General features: G+C 43.0%; 20 protein-coding genes. 16 read left to right on the top strand and 4 right to left on the bottom strand.

Features of this window, described 5'->3' with window-relative positions; all coding sequences use genetic code 11:
• Positions 1 to 30: 30 nt before the first annotated feature.
• The 12 genes from serS to DCK90_RS06215 all read left to right on the top strand — a co-directional run bounded on the left by serS (position 31) and on the right by DCK90_RS06215 (position 9,432).
• Positions 31 to 1,302, top strand: coding sequence for a serine--tRNA ligase (serS, locus tag DCK90_RS06160; RefSeq protein ID WP_108245314.1), 1,272 nt, complete (start codon positions 31 to 33; stop codon positions 1,300 to 1,302).
• Between the two features lie 217 nt (positions 1,303 to 1,519).
• Positions 1,520 to 3,316, top strand: coding sequence for a tetratricopeptide repeat protein (locus tag DCK90_RS06165; RefSeq protein WP_234414663.1), 1,797 nt, complete (start codon positions 1,520 to 1,522; stop codon positions 3,314 to 3,316).
• 35 nt (positions 3,317 to 3,351) lie between these two features.
• Positions 3,352 to 3,669 (top strand): DUF4286 family protein, encoded by a 318-nt coding sequence (locus tag DCK90_RS06170; protein ID WP_108245315.1) that lies wholly within the window; start codon positions 3,352 to 3,354, stop codon positions 3,667 to 3,669.
• A 3-nt stretch (positions 3,670 to 3,672) separates the two neighbouring features.
• Positions 3,673 to 3,981 carry a gamma-glutamylcyclotransferase family protein gene (locus DCK90_RS06175; RefSeq protein WP_108245316.1) on the top strand — a complete coding sequence of 103 codons (309 nt, stop codon included), beginning with the start codon at positions 3,673 to 3,675 and terminating at the stop codon, positions 3,979 to 3,981.
• Between the two features lie 18 nt (positions 3,982 to 3,999).
• Positions 4,000 to 4,872, top strand: a complete 873-nt coding sequence (rsmA, locus tag DCK90_RS06180; protein ID WP_108245317.1) for a 16S rRNA (adenine(1518)-N(6)/adenine(1519)-N(6))-dimethyltransferase RsmA — start codon at positions 4,000 to 4,002, stop codon at positions 4,870 to 4,872.
• On the top strand, positions 4,859 to 6,211 hold the full coding sequence (mgtE, locus tag DCK90_RS06185) for a magnesium transporter (RefSeq protein WP_108245318.1): 1,353 nt from the start codon (positions 4,859 to 4,861) through the stop codon (positions 6,209 to 6,211). Before rsmA ends, mgtE begins: the two co-directional genes overlap by 14 nt.
• Before the next feature lie 8 nt (positions 6,212 to 6,219).
• Positions 6,220 to 6,585 (top strand): cupin domain-containing protein, encoded by a 366-nt coding sequence (locus tag DCK90_RS06190; protein ID WP_108245922.1) that lies wholly within the window; start codon positions 6,220 to 6,222, stop codon positions 6,583 to 6,585.
• A gap of 19 nt (positions 6,586 to 6,604) precedes the next feature.
• Positions 6,605 to 7,537 (top strand): 2-hydroxyacid dehydrogenase, encoded by a 933-nt coding sequence (locus DCK90_RS06195; RefSeq protein WP_108245319.1) that lies wholly within the window; start codon positions 6,605 to 6,607, stop codon positions 7,535 to 7,537.
• A gap of 56 nt (positions 7,538 to 7,593) precedes the next feature.
• Entirely contained in the window at positions 7,594 to 8,052 is a 459-nt protein-coding gene (locus DCK90_RS06200; RefSeq protein WP_108245320.1) for a DUF1801 domain-containing protein, read from the top strand.
• The gene (locus tag DCK90_RS06205; protein ID WP_108245321.1) at positions 8,049 to 8,435 is read left to right on the top strand and encodes a VOC family protein; all 387 of its coding nucleotides are present in this window, start codon (positions 8,049 to 8,051) and stop codon (positions 8,433 to 8,435) included. The genes DCK90_RS06200 and DCK90_RS06205 overlap by 4 nt, the downstream gene beginning before the upstream one ends.
• A gap of 53 nt (positions 8,436 to 8,488) precedes the next feature.
• Entirely contained in the window at positions 8,489 to 8,863 is a 375-nt protein-coding gene (locus DCK90_RS06210; protein WP_108245322.1) for a TM2 domain-containing protein, read from the top strand.
• 74 nt (positions 8,864 to 8,937) lie between these two features.
• Entirely contained in the window at positions 8,938 to 9,432 is a 495-nt protein-coding gene (locus DCK90_RS06215) for a GNAT family N-acetyltransferase (protein WP_108245323.1), read from the top strand.
• On the opposite strand, the gene DCK90_RS06220 is transcribed toward DCK90_RS06215, so the two are convergent.
• From DCK90_RS06220 to DCK90_RS06230, 3 genes are all read right to left on the bottom strand, one after another.
• On the bottom strand, positions 9,429 to 11,249 hold the full coding sequence (locus DCK90_RS06220) for a GNAT family N-acyltransferase (protein ID WP_108245324.1): 1,821 nt from the start codon (positions 11,247 to 11,249) through the stop codon (positions 9,429 to 9,431). The two genes, DCK90_RS06215 and DCK90_RS06220, sit on opposite strands and share 4 nt — an antisense overlap.
• A gap of 78 nt (positions 11,250 to 11,327) precedes the next feature.
• Entirely contained in the window at positions 11,328 to 12,578 is a 1,251-nt protein-coding gene (locus tag DCK90_RS06225; RefSeq protein WP_108245325.1) for an aspartate kinase, read from the bottom strand.
• Positions 12,579 to 12,606: 28 nt separating this feature from the next.
• A complete protein-coding gene (locus DCK90_RS06230) occupies positions 12,607 to 13,089 on the bottom strand; it encodes a GNAT family N-acetyltransferase (RefSeq protein ID WP_108245326.1) in 483 nt (160 codons plus the stop codon).
• 113 nt (positions 13,090 to 13,202) lie between these two features.
• Here DCK90_RS06230 and fbp point away from each other — a divergent pair, with 113 nt between their 5' ends.
• Positions 13,203 to 14,213, top strand: a complete 1,011-nt coding sequence (gene fbp / locus DCK90_RS06235) for a class 1 fructose-bisphosphatase (RefSeq protein ID WP_108245327.1) — start codon at positions 13,203 to 13,205, stop codon at positions 14,211 to 14,213.
• A 3-nt stretch (positions 14,214 to 14,216) separates the two neighbouring features.
• Here the strand turns inward: fbp and DCK90_RS06240 are convergent, their stop codons facing one another.
• Positions 14,217 to 14,639 (bottom strand): tellurite resistance TerB family protein, encoded by a 423-nt coding sequence (locus tag DCK90_RS06240; RefSeq protein WP_108245328.1) that lies wholly within the window; start codon positions 14,637 to 14,639, stop codon positions 14,217 to 14,219.
• 90 nt (positions 14,640 to 14,729) lie between these two features.
• On the opposite strand from DCK90_RS06240, the gene DCK90_RS06245 reads away from it, so the two are divergent.
• The 3 genes from DCK90_RS06245 to DCK90_RS06255 are packed head-to-tail and all read left to right on the top strand — an operon-like array spanning position 14,730 to position 19,851.
• Positions 14,730 to 15,758 carry a ligase-associated DNA damage response exonuclease gene (locus tag DCK90_RS06245; protein WP_108245329.1) on the top strand — a complete coding sequence of 343 codons (1,029 nt, stop codon included), beginning with the start codon at positions 14,730 to 14,732 and terminating at the stop codon, positions 15,756 to 15,758.
• The gene (locus DCK90_RS06250; RefSeq protein WP_108245330.1) at positions 15,755 to 17,368 is read left to right on the top strand and encodes an ATP-dependent DNA ligase; all 1,614 of its coding nucleotides are present in this window, start codon (positions 15,755 to 15,757) and stop codon (positions 17,366 to 17,368) included. The genes DCK90_RS06245 and DCK90_RS06250 overlap by 4 nt, the downstream gene beginning before the upstream one ends.
• 20 nt (positions 17,369 to 17,388) lie before the next feature.
• Entirely contained in the window at positions 17,389 to 19,851 is a 2,463-nt protein-coding gene (locus DCK90_RS06255) for a ligase-associated DNA damage response DEXH box helicase (RefSeq protein WP_108245331.1), read from the top strand.
• Positions 19,852 to 20,035 lie beyond the last annotated feature (184 nt).

The raw sequence follows: 20,035 nt of genomic DNA on the forward strand, positions 1-20,035 counted from the left end.
TAAATTAAATTTGCGGCTCAAAACAAGGCCATGCTTCAAATACAGAACATTAGGGAAAACAAGGAAAGTATCATTACCGCGCTAAAAAAGCGAAACATCGATGCAGAACCTATGCTATCAAAGGTTTTGGAACTCGACGAAAAAAGACGTTCCATCCAAACCGAACTGGATGCGACCTTGGCCGAATCCAATAAGCTTTCCAAAGAAATTGGCATGCTCTTCAAAACAGGAAAAGCACAGGAAGCCAATGCCCTAAAAGAAAAGACTGCTGGACTTAAAGAAACATCCAAAACCTTGGGTGATGACCTCAATACCACTGCCGATGAACTTCAGCAGCAATTGTATCTGATTCCAAACGTGCCCCACGAATCCGTTCCAGCGGGCAGCACGGAGGAAGACAACGAAGAAATTTTCAAGGAAGGCGATATCCCAACTTTGTCCGAAGGAGCACTTCCTCACTGGGAATTGGCAAAAAAGTACGACATCATCGATTTTGAGCTCGGCGTTAAAATAACCGGGGCAGGTTTCCCCGTATACAAAGGAAAAGGAGCACGTTTACAGCGTGCTCTCATTTCATATTTCTTGGACAAAAATGCCGAAGCAGGTTACACCGAGATGCAGGTGCCGCTTATGGTGAACGAAGATTCAGGCTACGGCACAGGTCAATTGCCCGATAAGGAAGGCCAAATGTACCATGTACAAGCGGATGACCTTTACCTTATTCCAACTGCCGAGGTACCCGTAACCAATTTGCACCGTGGCGACCTACTGGCGGAAAGTGATTTTCCTATAAAATACACAGGCTACACTCCTTGTTTCCGTCGCGAAGCAGGAAGTTATGGCGCCCACGTTCGTGGTTTGAACCGTTTGCACCAGTTCGACAAAGTCGAGATTGTGCGATTGGAACATCCCAATAATTCATACCAAGCTTTGGATGACATGGTGGAACATGTAAAAAATATACTTCGCGAACTAAAATTACCTTACCGTATTTTGCGTCTTTGCGGAGGAGATTTAGGTTTTACTTCTGCCCTAACCTTCGATTTTGAAGTATTCTCCACAGCACAGGACCGTTGGCTGGAAATTAGTTCCGTATCCAATTTTGAGACCTTCCAGGCCAATCGCTTGAAGCTTCGCTACAAGGATGAAAACGGAAAAAGTCAATTGGCCCATACCCTGAACGGAAGTTCTTTGGCATTGCCAAGGGTACTTGCCGGAATTTTGGAGAACTATCAAACCGATGCAGGTATAAAAATACCTGACGTACTGGTTCCCTATTGCGGTTTTGACATCATCGATTAAGGTTTTAAACCATTAATTTGGATTCGGTTAACAGAATCCCCCACATTTCTGCGTTATATTTGAAATAAAACACAATGGGTTAAAATCCATGGTTTTTATTTTGAGTACAATTGTCATTCCGGCAAAGCGAAGCGACGAGGAATCTCACAACCCTGAACTTGAAATGAGATTTCTCACTACGTTCGAAATGACATGACACTCTTATTAATTGTTGTTAATGAACATCCCTTTGAGACGTCTTTTATTTCTTATACTCCTGATATCCAGTTTTATTGGAACGGCCCAAGAAGATTTCTTGGCCAAACAATACTTTCAGGATGGTGATTACGAGAAAGCATTGGTGTTCTACGAAAAATTAGTGGAGACCAATCCAAGACGCACGGATTATGCCGAGGGCCTAGTGGCCTGCTATCAACAATTGGAACGTTACGATGATGTCGAAGCATTCCTTTTGGAAAAAATAGAGGATAGTTACGCCTTTCCCACTTTTTACATAGAGCTAGGCTACAATTTCACCCTAAAAAACGAAGGAGAAAAAGCCAACACCTATTACGATAGAGCCATCAATAAGATTGAGGATAACCCCAATTATGGATACAGTGTTGGGTACCGTTTCCAAAAATATGCTTTGCTGGATTATGCCATTCAGGCCTATACCAAGGCAATGGAACTAAAGCCAGACCTTAACTACGATTTTCAGTTGGCGCGCATTTATGGAGAACAGGGCGATATCGCAAAGATGTATCAATCCTATCTCAATCTAATTTGGGAAGGACGTACCTCACGTGCCAATGTGCTCCGAAATATAGATGATTTCATCTCCGAGGACCCATCTAACGAAAACAATGTGCTGTTGCGGAAGGTCCTGCTTCAAAATGCACAAAAGGCGCCCGACATTTTATGGAACGAACTGTTGAGCTGGCTTTTTGTTCAACAAAAACAATACAATAGTGCCTTTGGTCAAGAAAAGGCCATCTACAAACGTAGCGAAGGGCAATCTATGGACCGCTTGGAAAACTTGGGAAGCATAGCTTTGGATGACAAGGATTGGGAAACGGCCAACGAGGTTTACAATTATATCGTTGACAATACCGAAAACCCAAGAACTCGGCTCAATGCTGAACTCAACCTGATAGATATTGCACTGGAAAACCCAACGAAAAAGGTCCTGGAAGATGTACAAAAAAAGTTCGAGGACCTAGTGGAAGAGTATGGTAATCAAAGTACTACCCTACAGTTGCAGATTGCCTACGCCAACTTTCTAACTTTTAAAAAAGAAGAGCCCGAACCGGCCATTGCCATGCTCAAGGAAAGCTTGGAACTTCCCATGGGCCGGATGATCATGGCCTATGTAAAATTGGCGCTTGGGGATATCTTGGTATTCGACCAAAGGTTCAATGAGGCCCTTATCCTTTTTACACAGGTACAAAAAAGTGTCAAAAACGATGTACTTGGCCAAGATGCCCGCTTTAAGGTGGCCCAGACCAGTTTTTACAAAGGTGATTTTGACTGGGCCCTTACCCAATTAAAGGTGCTTCGCAGTTCCACCTCCCAGCTTATTGCCAACGATGCCATGCAACTAAGTTTGCTGATTTCAGATAATTCTCGGGAAGATTCCACGCAGACCGCCCTGAAAAAATATGCCAGGGCTGATTTACTGGCCTATCAAAATAAAAGTACCGAAGCCATCGAAGTGCTTGAAGATATTTTACAAAATCATAAAGGGGAAAAAATAGAGGACGAAGCTTTGTTGAAACAGGCCGAATTGCTAGCAGAACAGAAAAACTATGAAAGTGCCGAGTTCAACTATCAAAAAATAGTAGAGTTCTATTCTGATGGCATTTTGGCCGACGACGCCCACTTTGCCCTTGGAGAACTATATGAAAATGTCTTGAACGAGCCCGAAAAGGCAAAAAGTCATTACGAGAAAATCATCTATAATTATCAGGATAGTTATTACTTCCCCCAGGCCCGCAAGAATTTTAGAAGGCTCCGTGGAGATGCCATTAACTAATTCTTTCCTACTTTAGCCCAATAAAACAAAGGCACATGCTCATTTACAACGTTACCATCAACATAGATGAAAGTGTTCACGAACAATGGTTGGACTGGATGAAGGATAAGCACATACCCGACATGCTGGCAACAGGAAAATTTTCGCATGCCAAAATGGTAAAGGTGTTGGTAGAGGAAGATATGGGCGGAATAACCTATTCGATACAATACACCACGCAGGGCAGGGATACCTTGGAAGCCTATTACAAAGAAGACGCAGAACATTTACGTGCCCAGGCGCAGCGAATGTTCCCTAATAAATTCGTTGCCTTTAGAACAGAATTGGAAGTTATCAGCCAACAAATACCTTAGCTATTGGACTATTTATTTTCCTACGGAACCCTTCAGGACCATCAAGTACAGCAATACATATTTGGCCGATTGCTCCATGGAAAAGCTGATGTCGCGTTGGGTTTTAAAAAATTGGAAAATGCCGTTTATGGCCGTTATCCTTTGGTTATCAACACCAACAATCCGGAAGATAAAGTAGTCGGTGTGGCCTACGAAGTGAACGAGGTTGACCTAAAAAAGGCGGATATTTACGAAACCAATGCTTACAAACGCCAAAAATTTCCTCTGGAATCCGGGGACGAAGCTTGGATCTATATCGAAAATTCCAACTAACTTGCAAAAAAACCATACGTGTCCAAAAAGAAGAAAAAGAAGTACTCGAATGACGCCTCCCACAAAAATAAGTATGTGCAGCAGGATAGTGCCGTAAAGGCAAAAAAGCATTTGGGGCAGCATTTTCTTAAAGACGAAACCGTTGCACAGAAAATTGCGCAGACCCTGTCTTTGGAAGGGTACACAAACGTATTGGAAATAGGCCCCGGAATGGGGGTGCTCACCAAATATCTTTTGCAGCGCGATTTGGATTTGGTGGCAATGGACTTGGATGACGAATCCATCGTTTACCTCAATCACAGTTTTCCCTTGGAGCACGCCGCCATTTTAAAACAAAACAGTCGCTTGAATGTCATTGAGGCCGATTTCCTAAGGTTTGACCTTTCCAATTTGTACGGTGATGAACAATTTGCGATTACCGGTAACTTTCCCTACAACATTTCCAGCCAGATCGTATTTAAAATGTTGGAAATGCGAAAACAGGTACCCGAGTTCTCGGGCATGTTCCAAAAAGAAGTCGCCAAGCGTATCTGCGAAGAACCTGGAAGCAAAACCTACGGGATTCTTTCCGTACTGGTCCAGGCGTATTATAATGCCGAATACCTGTTCACGGTACCACCTGGGGTTTTTGACCCTCCACCAAAGGTGGATTCGGGAGTACTTCGCTTAACAAGAAAAAAAGAACTCAACCTCCCTTGCGACGAGCGACTTTTCTTTAAGGTGGTGAAAACAGCGTTCAACCAAAGACGAAAAACCATTCGTAACAGTCTTAAAATCTTTAACCTCTCCGATAATCTAAAAGAAGATGCTATCTTTGATCAACGCCCTGAACAGCTTAGTGTAGTTGATTTTGTAACGTTGACACAAAAGATAGCCGATGACCCCGTTTAAACTCACAGACGAACTTTTGGAAGAGATCAGGGAACTGATCGCCGAGAACAAGGACGCCGAACTTCAATTAATGATGAAGGAGTTCCACTATGCCGATATAGCGGAAATAGCGGACGAAATGGAGGTCGAGGAAGCTACCTACCTGATCAAGTTACTGGACAGTGAAAAAACTTCGGACATCCTTGCCGAAATGCATGAGGATATCCGGGAGGCCGTACTTAAAAACCTTACGGCCAAGGAAATTGCCGGTGAGCTTTCGGAACTGGATACGGATGATGCAGCAGATATCATCAACGAACTCCCAAAAGAACTCGTTCAAGAGGTTATCTCGGAAATAGAGGACCGCGAGCACGCCAAGGACATTGTAGACCTTTTGCGTTACGAGGAAGATTCCGCGGGTGGTCTTATGGCAAAGGAATTGGTAAAGGTGAACGAGAATTGGACCGTGACCAATTGTGTAAAGGAAATGCGGGCCCAAGCAGAAAACGTGACCCGGGTACACTCCATATATGTGGTAGATGACGAAGGCAAGCTAAAGGGACGTCTTTCCCTAAAAGATTTACTTACAGCCTCTACCAAAAGCCACATCAAGGACATCTATATTCCCAAGGTTGATTCGGTAAATGTAAACGAAAAAGGAGAAGAAGTGGCAAAGATCATGTCCAAGTACGATTTGGAGGCCATTCCGGTGATAGACGAAATAGGACGATTGGTAGGCCGAATTACCATTGATGATATTGTGGACGTAATCCGTGAGGAGGCCGACAAGGATTACCAAATGGCAGCAGGTATCTCGCAGGATGTTGAAGTAAACGATAGTATTTGGATACTCACGCGCGCCCGTTTGCCCTGGTTGATTCTGGGTCTTCTGGGCGGTCTAAGTGCAGCGGCCATTATGGGAACCTTTGAAGATATGATCTCCAAGCATGCTGTCCTGTTCTTTTTTACCCCGTTGATTGCCGCTATGGCGGGAAATGTCGGGGTGCAGTCGAGTGCTATTGTTGTGCAAGGTCTTGCCAACGATGACCTTAAAGGAAGTGTGAGCACCCATTTGCTAAAAGAAATGCTGTTAGCTCTTTTGAACGGTTTTATTCTTGCAATGCTGTTACTGCTTTTTACGTGGATATGGAAAGGCTCCTTTGCCACAGCATTGGCCATTTCGCTATCCTTGGTCGTTGTAATCGTAGTGGCAGGTTTAATAGGGACATTTATCCCTATGTTCCTTCATAAAAGAAACATTGACCCAGCGATTGCCACAGGGCCCTTCATCACAACCAGCAACGATATTTTTGGAATCCTGATTTACTTTTGGATAGCAAAGATGATTTTGGGCATATAATTAAAGCTATGAAATCCATCAACCTAAAAGAGAAACACGCCGAGTTTACCCAACAATGGCATCCGCATCAAATTGCCATTGTTGATGATATGCAGGTACTTTTGGCCAAACTACAAGGAGAATTTGTCTGGCATGCCCACGAGAATGAAGATGAATTATTCCAAGTGATTAAAGGGACGCTTTACATGCAATTCCGTGACCGGACCGAGGTCGTGAACGAAGGTGAAATCATCGTAGTACCAAAAGGTGTAGAGCATAATCCAATGACCCAAAACAATGAAGAAGTACATGTGCTACTTTTTGAAAGAATGACTACGGCCCACACAGGAAAGGTGCAACACGAAAAAACTCAAACCCACTATCCAAAAATCTAGGTGTTGTATATTTGCCCCCATGAAAGTTCTCCACTTAGATACCAATCACCCGTTGCTCATTGAACAATTTGCCGAGCTGGGGTTCGAAAATCACGAAGATTACACATCCACCAAAGAGGAAGTAGAAAAGAAAATCCACGAGTACGATGGCATCATCATCCGTAGCAGGTTTACTATAGACCAGCAGTTTCTGGAAAAAGCCACCAATCTTAAATTTATAGGAAGAGTGGGCGCTGGCTTGGAGAATATTGACACGGACTACGCCAAATACAAAAATATATTCATGGCATCTGCCCCCGAGGGCAACAGAAATGCTGTGGGAGAACACGCTTTGGGCATGTTACTTTCCCTAATGAACCATATGGGCAAGGCCGACCGCCAAGTAAGAAAGGGAAAATGGAAGCGCGAACCGAACAGGGGCGTTGAACTGGATGGTAAAACTGTCGGAATCATAGGCTACGGAAATATGGGCAAGGCTTTTGCCAAAAAACTACGTGGTTTTGACGTAGAGGTCATCTGTTACGATATTGTTGGTGGTGTAGGTGATGAAAATGCACGCCAGGTAGGAATTATGGAATTTCAACAGCGCTCCGATGTTATTAGCCTGCACGTTCCACAGACCGAGCAGACCATCGGCATGGTAAATTCTGAATTTATTGAAAAAATCCATAAGCCGTTTTGGTTATTGAACACTGCACGCGGAAAATGCGTGGTGACCAAAGACCTTGTAGAAGCCCTTAAATCTGGAAAAGTGCTCGGTGCCGGACTGGATGTTCTGGAATATGAGCAAAAGTCCTTCGAAAATATGTTCGCCCAAAAGCCTAAGGCATTTAAATATCTGCGTAAAGCCAAAAACGTTTTGCTTACGCCCCACGTTGCGGGTTGGACCGTGGAAAGCAAAGAAAAATTGGCCCAGACAATTGTTGACAAAGTCAAAGAAAGATTTTGTTAACTTTATAAACCATCCAATAGCTTTTGGCTCTGGTAGTTTTTTAAAATTTACCAGATATGACGATTGATGCCAAATCACCGGACGAATACATAGCTAAGCTTCCCGTTGAACGGCAGGAGGCAGTTTCCAAACTTCGGGACACCGTAAAACAGAATTTGCCCACCGGATTTGAGGAATGCATCAACTATGGGATGATTGGGTTTGTTGTTCCGCACTCCATGTATCCCGATGGATATCATGTTGACCCCACCTTGCCCCTTCCTTTCATAAATATTGCCTCACAGAAAAACTTTGTGGCCCTTTATCATTCAGGAATCTATGCCGACCCAAATGTGCACGATTGGTTTGTGAGCGAATATCCCAAACACGTAAAAACAAAATTGGATATGGGGAAAAGCTGTATCCGCTTTAAGAACATCAATACAATTCCTTATCAGCTTATAGCCGCTCTTTGTCAAAAAATAACTCCCCAAGAGTGGATTGCGTTGTATGAAAAAAACACTAAAAAACCATGAAAAACAGAGTTACAGGATTAGGAGGATTTTTCTTTAAGAGCAAGGACCCCAACCACATTAAAGAATGGTACAAAAACCATCTAGGGCTGAACACGGATCAATATGGCTGTACATTTTGGTGGAAGGACAAAGAGGGAAACGATTGTTCCACCCAGTGGAGTCCGATGGACGAGAAAACGGAGTATTTTAAACCCAGCGAAAAACAATTTATGATGAACTTTAGAGTGGAAAATTTGGTGGAACTGCTCGAAGTTCTAAAAAAAGAAGGGGTTACCGTAGTCGGAGAAATAGAAGAGTACGACTATGGTAAATTCGGTTGGATATTGGACCCCGAGGGAAACAAGTTGGAACTATGGGAACCTGTTGATAAAGCATTTCTGTAGCTATTGAATTATTTGCTACATTTAACCTTCATTAACCAACACATTAAATAAACATGTCAGAAGAAAAAAAGGACTTTGGTGAAAAGGCAGATGGATTCGCAGATGATGCCAAAAAAACCGCAAATGAATTTACCAACAGTGCCAAGGAAGCTTTCAATTCCGGTGACAACAAAAAATTGTTAGCCGGCATACTTGCTATTGTACTTGGACAATTAGGGGTGCATAAATTCATTCTTGGTTACCAAAAAGAAGGTTTCATCATGTTAGGAGCCACTATAATCGGTTACATTACCGCTTGCTTTTTTATCGGGAGCTTTATTGTACTAGGGGTAGCCATTGTCGGATTAATCGAAGGTATCATTTACCTTACCAAGTCTGACGAGGAGTTCTTTAACACATATCAGGTGGGTAAGAAACCTTGGTTCTAAAAATTTAAGCCAGATGAATCTGGCTTTTTTTAAACATACATTCATCGTAATATTACAATTAATAACACTTCAATATGATTGTCAGAACCATGAAACCTTCGGATTGGAAAAAGGTCTCCAACGTTTATTTGGAAGGAATAGCCACGGGCTTTGCCACCTTTGAAACCAAGGCACCTTCCTACGAACAATGGGACAATGCCCACACTACAGAGTGCCGGTTGGTTGCAGAGGATGATAATGGCAGCCTAATGGGCTGGGCAGCACTATCTCCCGTTTCCAGCCGCTGTGTATATGGCGGTGTGGCAGAGGTGAGCGTTTACATTTCGGAAAAGAGTCGCGGCAAAGGGGTTGGGAAATTACTAATGCAGCATTTAATCGACGAAAGTGAAAAAGCAGGTTATTGGACCATACAATCAGGTATATTCCCAGAGAACACGCCAAGTATTAAACTTCATGAAAAAGTAGGTTTCCGCTACATTGGAAAACGGGAACGTGTTGGAAAAATCCATGGGGTATGGAAGGATAATCTTCTGTTCGAAAGAAGGAGCAGCCGGGTCGGGATAGATTAATCTTCCTCTGCCGTACCATTTCCTTCGGCCATTTTGCGTTCCAGCTCAGCCTGAAACTCTTCCATAACCGGCTTAACCGTACTCTCGGGCAAATCTGCGATTCGTATGTACATTAATCCGTCCACGGAATTATTGAACAACGGATCTACATTAAATGCCACCACTTTGGCGTTTTGCTTGATGTACTTTTTGATCAAGACCGGCAAGCGCAGGCTACCTGGTTCAACCTCGCTTATCAATTTATCGAACTTATTAAGATCGGCCTGGGTTTCATCGAACACAAACTCCTTATCGGCATCCTTTAGCTTTACCCTAAATTCCTTTTTGGGCCTAATATATTGTGCCACATAAGGGTCCCAATAATTCGATTTCATGAACTCTATCATCAATGACTTTGAAAAGTTCGAAAACTGGTTACTTATACTAACCCCTCCAATCAAATATCTGTGCTCGGGGTGTCTCAAAGTCGTATGCACAATGCCTTTCCAAAGTAGAAACAACGGCATGGGTTTTTGCTGATACTCCTTCACAATATAAGCCCTACCCATCTCGATGGATTTCTCCATCATACCATAAAGTTCGGGCTCGAACCGAAAAAGGTCTTGGAGGTAAAAACCGTCGATCCCATATTTATTGAAAATTTCTGACCCCAATCCCATTCGGTAGGCTCCTACGATTGCTTTGGAATCATCGTCCCACAAAAATAAATGGTGGTAATAGGAATCAAATTTATCCAAATCAATGGCGTTATTGGTCCCCTCTCCAACTTCCCTAAAGGTAACCTCGCGCTGACGACCAATTTCGTTCAAGCAAAAAGGCATATCCTTAGCTTGGGCCAAAAACACCTCGTAGTTCTTGCTTTGCAGCATGCGACAATCCTTTTCCCTAAGTTTTTCTATCTCACCGTTCAACACCTCCTTACTAATGGCAGAAGCTATTTTTTTAGGTGGCTTCGGGATTTTAAGTGAGGTCGGGACTTTATCGATAAACCGTTCTTTTTCGAAAGCATTGGCCAGCAGATAGGTTTTTTTGCGAAGCAGTTCGGCGAAACCTTCCAAAGTTTCTTCCTCATTTTGGGTGTTTACCGGAATGGGCTGACCTATTCTCACCTTAATGGGCCGTCTGCTCTGTGAGGTAAGCTCGGAAGGCAATTTTGCCGTTCGGAAAACATCGTCAATTTTGGACAATCGATAAAACAACCTACTGTTCTTGGCATGAAAGTAAATAGGTACCACTGGCACTTCGGCCTTTCGTATCAATTTTATGGCTGCTTCTTCCCAAGGCCGGTCCACCACCAATCTTCCATCTCGATAGGTAGATACTTCTCCGGCGGGGAAAATACCCAATGGATGACCATCCCGAAGATGCTTTAGCGCATTCTTGAAACCTACAATACTGCTCTTGGCATCCTTGTGGTTTTCAAAAGGATTAACGGGCATTATATAGGGTTTCAATGGCTCTATCCTATGCAATAAAAAATTGGCGATTATTTTATAATCGGGTCGTTCGTTCAACAATAGTTTGAGCAACAACACGCCATCGATTCCACCCAGGGGATGATTACTAATAGTGATATACGGACCGGATTTGGGAAGCCTTTTTAAATCCTCCTCCGGAATCTCAAAATCAATTTCATAGTGATTGAGAATAGCGTCCAAAAATTCGGGACCGGACAGGTCTTTGTTCTTATCGTAAAATCTATTGATGGTGCTAATTCGAGTGGCTTTCATCAAAAGCCATCCCACAAACGTGCCCAAAAAGCCATATTTGTCCAAGTGGATGACCTTCGCCACCTCTTTAGCAGAAACCAAACCCATAGAAAAAGTTTTTAGGTACCTGTAAAGATAGAAAATAAACCTAAGAGCTCTTTTTACACAACCATTAAGACTAAGCTCCTATTTTACAACCAATTGAACAGTTTCCTTACCTCTTTGCTCTACTAAAACCGACTTCCCATTTTGAAGGGATTTGACGGATTCATCGTTAAAATGTCGAATGGTATATAAAGAAACATCCTCGTGGCACACTACTTTAAACTTTCTTTTGAGTTCTTCCAATAAAGGCGGTAATCCCCTGAACTTATTGTCCAAACAAACCGAGAAACTAATGGCCGAATTTTGAATCAAGTCAACCTTGAGTCGATGGTCAGAGAACAGTTTGAAGATTTCACTAATGTTATCCTCGACTATGAATGAAAAATCCAAAGAGGAAAGTTTTAGGAGTACTTGATTTTTCTTTACGATGAAGCAGGGAACCTTTGGTTCAATGCCATTTCCCTTACCAACTGTAGTTCCCTTGTCTTTTGGATTTACAAAAGATTTTACATGCAAGGGTATTTCCTTGCGCTGCAAAGGCTGCAGTGTTTTTGGGTGAATTACCGATGCTCCGTAAAACGCAAGCTCAATGGCCTCTCGGTATGATATCTTGTCCAGCAATTGGGCATTCTCAAAATTTCTAGGGTCGGCATTCAACACCCCTGGAACATCCTTCCAAATCGTCACGGATTCCGCATTGAGACAATAAGCCAAAATTGCAGCAGAATAGTCGGAACCTTCTCTTCCCAAGGTCGTGGTAAAGTTATTGTCGTCACTACCCAAAAAGCCTTGGGTAATGTTCAATTTGGACACATCCACACGGGAAACCACTTCTTCCTGTGTGCGCTCCCAATTTACTTGGGCATCCCTATTGCTATTATCTGTTTTGATCATTGTTCGCACATCCAACCATTCATTGGCGATACCAATTTCATTTAGGTAGGCACTCACGATGGTTGTGGACAACAATTCCCCATAACACACTACTTGGTCATACACAAATGCATACTTGGGAGATTTGTTCCAAGCCAAAAAACCCTTTACCTCTTCAAAAAGGACCTTAACCTCTGCGTACACGGGATGGCTAGGGTTTTGGAAAAGATTGGACAAGATGCCATTGTGGTAATCGATAACTTCTTGAATGGAGACATTGACCTCATCCCTATCATTAAAATATGATTCTACCACCTTTTCCATGGCATTGGTGGTTTTGCCCATCGCGGAAATCACTACCAAAGTATCTTGGTAACCTACCTCCTGTAAAACGTTCACTACATTTTTTACAGCATCTGCATCTTTTACCGATGCTCCTCCAAACTTAAATACTCTCATGTATTTTATATTCTTGTATTTGGTCGGCCTAGTTTAGGCTTTCCATATAATTTTTTATTCCTTTCTCATCCAATTGAACCACATCCCAATCTCTTAGGACGTTCGCTCCCTTTTTCTCATAAAACTCGATAGCAGGTTCGTTCCAATCCAAGACCTCCCAGCATATACGCTTTACGCCCAAACTGGCGCCATACTTCACAACTTCATTGAGCAAGGCCGTTCCCAAGCCACTGCCACGCATCCTTTCTGATACGATTAAATCTTCCAAATGAATGGCAGGGCCCTTCCATGTAGAATATCTAGGATAGACCAGGGCAATGCCTACAATCCCATCTTTTGTATCGGCTACAAAACAATGGAACAGCTTCTGATCACCAAAACCATGTTCCACTAGATCTTGTTCCGTGACTTCAACCGCATCAGTTTCCTTTTCAAAATCTGCCAATTCTTGAATCAAGCTCAAGACCTGTTTCATATCCGTTGGACGTGCCGCTCTGATTGTGTACTCCATAATTGTTACAAATAAAACTCAAAGTTATAAAATTACATAATTAAAGTCCTTCGAAAACGTTGTAGTTTCACAAAATGCCCGATATTTGTCCGTAAATAAAACAGTCCTTCCTAATGTTTGACAAACAACGACTAACCATGGGCGAGTTTATCATCGCCAATCAAGAATCATTTCAGTACACTTCCGGAGAACTTTCAAGATTGCTCAACGGTATTCGTTTAGCCGCAAAAGTGGTGAACCACGAGGTGAACAAAGCGGGACTGGTGGATATCATTGGAGCCGCAGGCGAAACCAACATTCAAGGTGAAAACCAGCAAAAATTGGATGTCCTTGCCAACGATAAATTCATCCAGACACTGAAAAATCGTGAAATTGTTTGTGGCATTGCTTCGGAAGAGGAAGACGATTTTATCACTATAAATAGTTTTGACAAACAGCACCAAAATAAATATGTGGTCCTGATAGACCCTTTGGACGGTTCGTCCAATATTGATGTGAACGTATCCGTAGGCACCATTTTCTCCATTTATAGGAGAGTTACGCCCGTGGGAACGCCTGTTACTTTGGAAGATTTTCTCCAACCTGGCCGAAATCAGATTGCTGCTGGATACATTATCTATGGCACTTCCACCATGTATGTCTACACCACAGGGCATGGGGTTAACGGGTTCACATTAAATCCGGCATTGGGCACATTTTACCTATCCCACCCAAATATGCAGTTTCCTGAAACAGGTCAAATCTACTCTGTAAATGAAGGAAACTACATCCATTTTCCGCAGGGGGTCAAGGATTACATCAAATATTGCCAAATGGAGGAAGGCGACCGACCATACACTTCAAGATACATCGGATCACTGGTTTCTGACTTCCACCGAAACATGATCAAGGGGGGAATCTACATGTATCCCAAAAGCAGCAAAGCACAGAATGGCAAGCTACGTTTATTATACGAGTGCAATCCCATGGCGTTTTTGGCCGAACAGGCGAATGGCAAGGCCAGTGATGGCTATCAACGAATTATGGACATTCAGCCAACCGAGCTCCACGAACGTGTTCCGTTTTTCTGCGGAAGCAAAAAAATGGTTGAAAAAGCAGAAGAATTTATGTCCAAGTCTAAATAAGACCTAGCGCTTCACCAATTCGTGATAATCCTCAAATGGGATTCTTCCGGTAAATATCTTAATGGATTTATCAATGATCTCCGCAGCGGATTTTGGAGAAAAGCCAAGCCCAATCGCATACTTTTCCACTATCTTACGCTCTTGGTCATCAATATCGTGGTCTGAAAAGATAATCTGAAAAAATTCGAAAAGCCTCATATATCTTTGCTCGCCACTGTGAGGTGTCTCAATAGGATATTTGTTCTCCTTTTTCATTACCTCTTTGAATTCTTCTTCGGTAATGTCGAGCTTAAAGGCAAACTTATCCAAAATGGCTTTTTCCTGTGGATTGATTTCCCCATCTACCGCAGCCAAACTCGCCAAAGTGGCAAAATGGGCCAAATTCTTTCTATGGTCTCCGTGCTCGTAAAGGTCTAAAATCGGCATATTTCAAATTTTGTGGCACAAATATAAATGTTTAATAGAGATAAAAATATTAAAAAGAGCACCAAAAGAAATTTGTAATTTACCACTGCTATGAAAAATCCTTTGTTACAATTCACATCCAAAGGCATCTATTGTGAAGAGGCAAACGTATACCTTGACCCTTGGAAACCAGTGGAAAATGCGATTATTTCCCACGGACATGCCGATCACAGCAGGTGGGGCAATAAAAAATACATAACCCATCACAAAAATATCCCCATTGTTCAACATCGGCTGGGAGATGTATCGATTACAGGAAAAGATTGGGGCGAAACCTTTATAAAAAACAATGTCAAGTTCAGCCTTCATCCGGCGGGGCATATTGTTGGGTCGTCTCAAATTCGGGTGGAGCACAAAGGTGAAGTTTGGGTATTTACCGGTGATTACAAAACCGAAGATGATGGACTTACCACACCTTTTGAACTGGTAAAGTGCGATACGTTCATTACCGAATGTACCTTCGGGCTTCCCGCTTTTCGTTGGCGACCCCAGCAAGAGGTTTTTAACGATATCAACCAGTGGTGGGCACAGAACCGATCAGAAGGAAAAACTTCCGTACTATTTGGGTATTCCCTGGGCAAGGCACAACGCCTACTAAAACATTTGGATACATCTGTAGGAAAAATATACACCCATGGCGCTGTTGAAAACATGACCGAAGTACTTCGGCCTATCGTGGATTTACCACCAACCCACTTGATTACCAAGGAAACCAAGAAAAGTGAACTTTTGGGCAACATGGTTATAGCTCCACCGAGTGCACACGGAAGCACCTGGATCCGTAAAATGGTTCCCTATGTAACCGGAACAGCCAGTGGTTGGATGGCCTTTAGGGGTGCCCGTAGGCGCAGGGCCATAGACAAAGGCTTTGTCCTGAGCGATCATTGTGATTGGCAGGCTTTACTGAACACCATACAGGCTACCGGAGCAGAAAAAATAATTTGCACACATGGCTATACCGACATTTTCTCTAAATATTTGATGGAACTTGGGTATGATGCCCGAACCGAAGCCACACAATACGAAGGCGAACTTTCCGAAGAAAATGCAAACGAACAAGAAAAATCGGAAGCGGAATGAAGCAGTTTGCCCAACTCATAAAAACTTTGGATGGCACCAACAAAACCAACATCAAGGTGCAAGCACTGGCCCAATATCTTGAGGAAGCCAATGAACCTGACAAGGTTTGGACCATCGCCATCCTGTCCCACAGAAGACCTCCACGCCCTGTAAACACAACCTTGTTACGTACTTGGGCCGCTGAACTATCCAAAATTCCAGCTTGGCTGTTCGAAGAAAGCTATCATATCGTTGGTGATTTGGCCGAGACCATTGCCCTAGTGGTTCCATCTTCAGAAAAAGGTTCCGATAAATCTTTGACCCGTTTTTTGCAGGAGATGATCGATTTGAAAAGCAAAACAGAAGACGAAAAAAAGAAATATCTTTTTCAACATTGGTCTGAACTCGATTATTACGAACGTTTTGTCTTCAATAAATTGATTACGGGCAGTTTCAGAATTGGGGTAAGTCAAAAATTAATGACACGGGCCCTTTCAAAAGCTACGGGTATTGAAGAAGATATTCTCGCCTATAAATTAATGGGTAATTGGGATCCGAATAGCATCAGCTTTCATGACCTTGTATTAGAGGAAAAGGAGAGCGATTACCTCTCCAAACCCTACCCTTTCTTTTTGGCGTATGCTGTTGAAGGTGATGTTTCTGATCTTGGGGATGTATCGGAATGGTCAGCGGAGCACAAATGGGACGGGATTCGCTCACAGGTCATCCTAAGAAATAACGAGATTTTTGTGTGGAGCCGTGGTGAAGAACTTGTTACGGACAAGTATCCAGAGTTCGAAGCATTTATAGGATTCATTCCCAACGGAACTGTATTGGATGGTGAGTTGCTACCCTACCCCAAAGGAGAAATCGGCACTTTTAAAGACCTCCAAACGAGAATAGGTAGAAAGAACATTTCAAAATCCCTTTTGGAAAAAATTCCTGTAAAATTGAAAGTCTACGATATTTTAGAGTGGAAAGGACATGACATCAGAAACAAGACCTATCTGGAGCGGAGACATATCCTGGAAGATTTTTATTCTAACATTATAAAATCAAACAAAGAAACCATACCCTTGCTTCTATCTGAACGGATGCAATTCAATTCCTGGAAAGAAGTTGCGAAAGAGCGTGAACTGTCCAGAGAAAAACACAGTGAGGGTTTAATGCTCAAGCAAAACGACTCCACCTACCAAGTGGGTCGAAAAAAAGGGGATTGGTGGAAATGGAAAGTGGACCCCTTGACAATTGATGCCGTGCTCACCTACGCTATGCGGGGCCATGGTCGGCGAAGTAACCTCTTTACTGATTATACCTTTGCCCTCTGGGATGAAAACGAAGAAGGGGAAAAAGAACTGGTCACTTTTGCCAAAGCGTATTCCGGGTTGACAGATAAAGAGTTTAGGCAAGTGGATGCCTGGATCAAGAAAAACACCTTGGACCGCTTTGGTCCAGTTCGTAGCGTTACCCCAGAGCATGTTTTTGAAATTGCTTTTGAAGGTATTGCTCCATCCAAACGTCATAAAAGTGGTGTAGCAACCCGATTTCCCAGAATTTTACGCTGGAGAAAGGACAAAAAAATAGATGATGCCAATTCGTTGGATGATTTAAAAGCACTAATTCCAAACTAAGCGAAGGAATCTCCTAATAAATGAACCAAAACGAACTCTATCATATTGCCGAAAACTGGTTCCAAGAACAAAATTGGAAACCCTTTCCTTTTCAAAAAGAGAGTTGGAACGCTTTCTTGGAGGGCAAACACGGTCTTTTGAATGCTCCTACGGGGAGCGGAAAAACCTATGCGTTGTGGTTCCCGATAGTGCTAAATTACATCAAAAACAATCCCGATTACAAGACCAAACACAAAAAAGGACTAAAAGCCATCTGGATTACTCCTTTGCGAGCACTCTCCCAAGAAATAAAACAATCTGCGGAGCGAATCACCCAGGATTTAGGTACACAAATGACCGTTGGGATTCGAACAGGGGATACTTCGGCAAAAGAGCGGGCAAAAATGCGCACCAATATGCCCGACTTATTGATTACTACTCCAGAAAGCCTACAGTTGTTGCTATCGTCCAAAGGCTACGAAAAAACTTTTAAGGACTGTTCCGCCATTGTTGTGGACGAATGGCACGAACTTTTGGGCACCAAGCGGGGCGTACAAATGGAATTGGGCTTATCTCGTTTAAAAACCATCTGCAAGGAGTTACGGATTTGGGGTATATCGGCCACCATCGGGAATCTGGAACAAGCTCGGGAAGTCTTGTTGGGTCCAACATCGCCAGAACTCGAAAATTCAGTTTTGGTCAAGGCCAACCTCAACAAAAAAATCACGGTAAAAAGTATTATTCCAAAGAAAATGGAAACCTTTCCATGGCGTGGGCATTTGGGGTTGCATCTTTTGGACCAGGTGGTACCCATCATCAATAACAGCAAAACCACTCTGCTCTTTACCAACACAAGAAGCCAATGTGAAATCTGGTTTCAGAAAATACTGGAAAAATATCCGGAGTTTGCCGGAGAAATGGCCATGCACCACGGAAGCATCAACAAGGAAACTCGCCTTTGGGTGGAACAGGCCATTCGCAACGAAAGCCTAAAAGCTGTGGTCTGTACATCCAGTTTAGATTTGGGTGTGGATTTTGCGCCGGTGGAAACGGTAATTCAAATCGGTGGTCCCAAAGGCGTAGCCCGTTTTTTACAAAGAGCTGGGCGCAGTGGACACAGACCGGGAAAGGAAAGTGTGATTCATTTTTTACCAACCCATGCCATTGAGTTGGTCGAAGCTTCGGCCATGCAAAAAGCGGTGTTGAACAACGCAGTCGAAGACCGCATCCCCTATTTAAACAGCTTTGATGTCCTTATTCAGTATTTGACCACTTTGGCCGTTTCCGATGGATTTTATCCGGATGACATCTATCCTGAAATCAAACAAACCTTTTGTTATCAGGGTATTTCAGATGAGCAATGGCAATGGTTACTCAATTTTTTAGTGATGGGTAGCCAAAGCCTTAAAAGCTATGATGAATACAAAAAAGTAGAAGTTGAAGAAGACGGCAAATTTAAAGTGAACAGCAGGGCGGTGGCCATGCGGCACCGTTTTCAAATCGGAACCATTGTCGGAGATTCCACAATTTCCGTTCGCTATCAAAAAGGTGGCTACATTGGCAGTATCGAGGAATATTTCATCTCCAAATTGAGTCCGGGCGATGTGTTCACCTTTGCTGGAAGAAATTTGGAATTTATAAGGATCAAGGGGATGGCGGCCCATGTCCGCAACTCCACAAAAAGGACAAACAAAGTGCCCAGTTGGATGGGAGGTCGATTGAGCTTTTCCGCAAAAATGTCGGAATTGTTGCGTCAAGAGCTGTACACCGCCGAGTTGGAGTTTTCGGAACAGTCGGAAGAAATCCAGGCATTGAATACCATGTTTTCCAAACAACGGGAGGAAAGCATAGTGCCGCAGCCCCATCAATTTTTAATTGAGACCTTTAAGACACGAGATGGCTATCATCACATGTTCTACCCCTTCGAAGGTAGGGCCATCCACGAAGGCATGAGCAGTTTGTTGGCCTATCGTATCAGTTTACTGGCACCAATAACTTGCTCACTTGCCTTTAACGACTATGGATTTGAACTGCTATCAGACCGAGAAATCAACATTCAAGAAGTTTTGGACAACAACCTTTTTACCCCGGAGTACATGTTATCCGACCTTCAAAAAAGTTTGAACTCCAACGAAATGGCGCGTAGAAAATTCCGTGATATTGCCGTCATCAGTGGCATGGTTTTTACGGGCTATCCGGAAAAAGGCATCAAAATGAAACACCTGCAAAGCAGTTCGGAATTGCTATTTGATGTTTTCCGTGATTTTGAAGATGATAATTTACTCTATCAGCAAGCCTACACCGAAACCTTTGAGCACCAATTGGAAGAAGGTCGTATGCGTTTGGCTTTGGAGCGAATCGCACAACAAGAAATTGTTTGGAAACAATGTTCCCAACCCACGCCCCTTTCCTTCCCCATTATCACCGATAGGTTGCGGGAAAAACTGTCCAACGAGAAATTGGCGGACCGTATTGAACGAATGATAACTAAATTGACCAAATAACCAACGATCCCAAGCCTCTTGTCATTCCGTGCCCCGACACGGAATCTCATCCGACAGGGGGATACTGAAACAAGTTCAGCATGACGTAAGGAGGTCATTTCGATATGAGGAGGGTAACGACGATTGAGAAATCTAGTTTCAGATTTCTCACACTTGCTTCGCTCGGTTCAAAATGACAATTGAA

The sequence above is a fragment of the Muricauda brasiliensis genome, assembly GCF_003057865.1.
GTDB classification, from domain to species: Bacteria; Bacteroidota; Bacteroidia; order Flavobacteriales; family Flavobacteriaceae; genus Flagellimonas; species Flagellimonas chongwuensis.

Coding starts and splice junctions, on each gene's coding strand:
- DCK90_RS06165 (WP_234414663.1), top strand. CDS start 1,520: ATGAACATCCCTTTGAGACGTCTTTTATTTCTTATACTCCTGATATCC.
- DCK90_RS06200 (WP_108245320.1), top strand. CDS start 7,594: ATGACGATTGATGCCAAATCACCGGACGAATACATAGCTAAGCTTCCC.
- fbp (WP_108245327.1), top strand. CDS start 13,203: ATGTTTGACAAACAACGACTAACCATGGGCGAGTTTATCATCGCCAAT.
- DCK90_RS06195 (WP_108245319.1), top strand. CDS start 6,605: ATGAAAGTTCTCCACTTAGATACCAATCACCCGTTGCTCATTGAACAA.
- DCK90_RS06205 (WP_108245321.1), top strand. CDS start 8,049: ATGAAAAACAGAGTTACAGGATTAGGAGGATTTTTCTTTAAGAGCAAG.
- DCK90_RS06170 (WP_108245315.1), top strand. CDS start 3,352: ATGCTCATTTACAACGTTACCATCAACATAGATGAAAGTGTTCACGAA.
- DCK90_RS06215 (WP_108245323.1), top strand. CDS start 8,938: ATGATTGTCAGAACCATGAAACCTTCGGATTGGAAAAAGGTCTCCAAC.
- DCK90_RS06240 (WP_108245328.1), bottom strand. CDS start 14,639: ATGCCGATTTTAGACCTTTACGAGCACGGAGACCATAGAAAGAATTTG.
- mgtE (WP_108245318.1), top strand. CDS start 4,859: ATGACCCCGTTTAAACTCACAGACGAACTTTTGGAAGAGATCAGGGAA.
- DCK90_RS06225 (WP_108245325.1), bottom strand. CDS start 12,578: ATGAGAGTATTTAAGTTTGGAGGAGCATCGGTAAAAGATGCAGATGCT.
- DCK90_RS06210 (WP_108245322.1), top strand. CDS start 8,489: ATGTCAGAAGAAAAAAAGGACTTTGGTGAAAAGGCAGATGGATTCGCA.
- DCK90_RS06220 (WP_108245324.1), bottom strand. CDS start 11,249: ATGGGTTTGGTTTCTGCTAAAGAGGTGGCGAAGGTCATCCACTTGGAC.
- DCK90_RS06190 (WP_108245922.1), top strand. CDS start 6,220: ATGAAATCCATCAACCTAAAAGAGAAACACGCCGAGTTTACCCAACAA.
- DCK90_RS06250 (WP_108245330.1), top strand. CDS start 15,755: ATGAAGCAGTTTGCCCAACTCATAAAAACTTTGGATGGCACCAACAAA.
- DCK90_RS06245 (WP_108245329.1), top strand. CDS start 14,730: ATGAAAAATCCTTTGTTACAATTCACATCCAAAGGCATCTATTGTGAA.
- DCK90_RS06230 (WP_108245326.1), bottom strand. CDS start 13,089: ATGGAGTACACAATCAGAGCGGCACGTCCAACGGATATGAAACAGGTC.
- DCK90_RS06255 (WP_108245331.1), top strand. CDS start 17,389: ATGAACCAAAACGAACTCTATCATATTGCCGAAAACTGGTTCCAAGAA.
- serS (WP_108245314.1), top strand. CDS start 31: ATGCTTCAAATACAGAACATTAGGGAAAACAAGGAAAGTATCATTACC.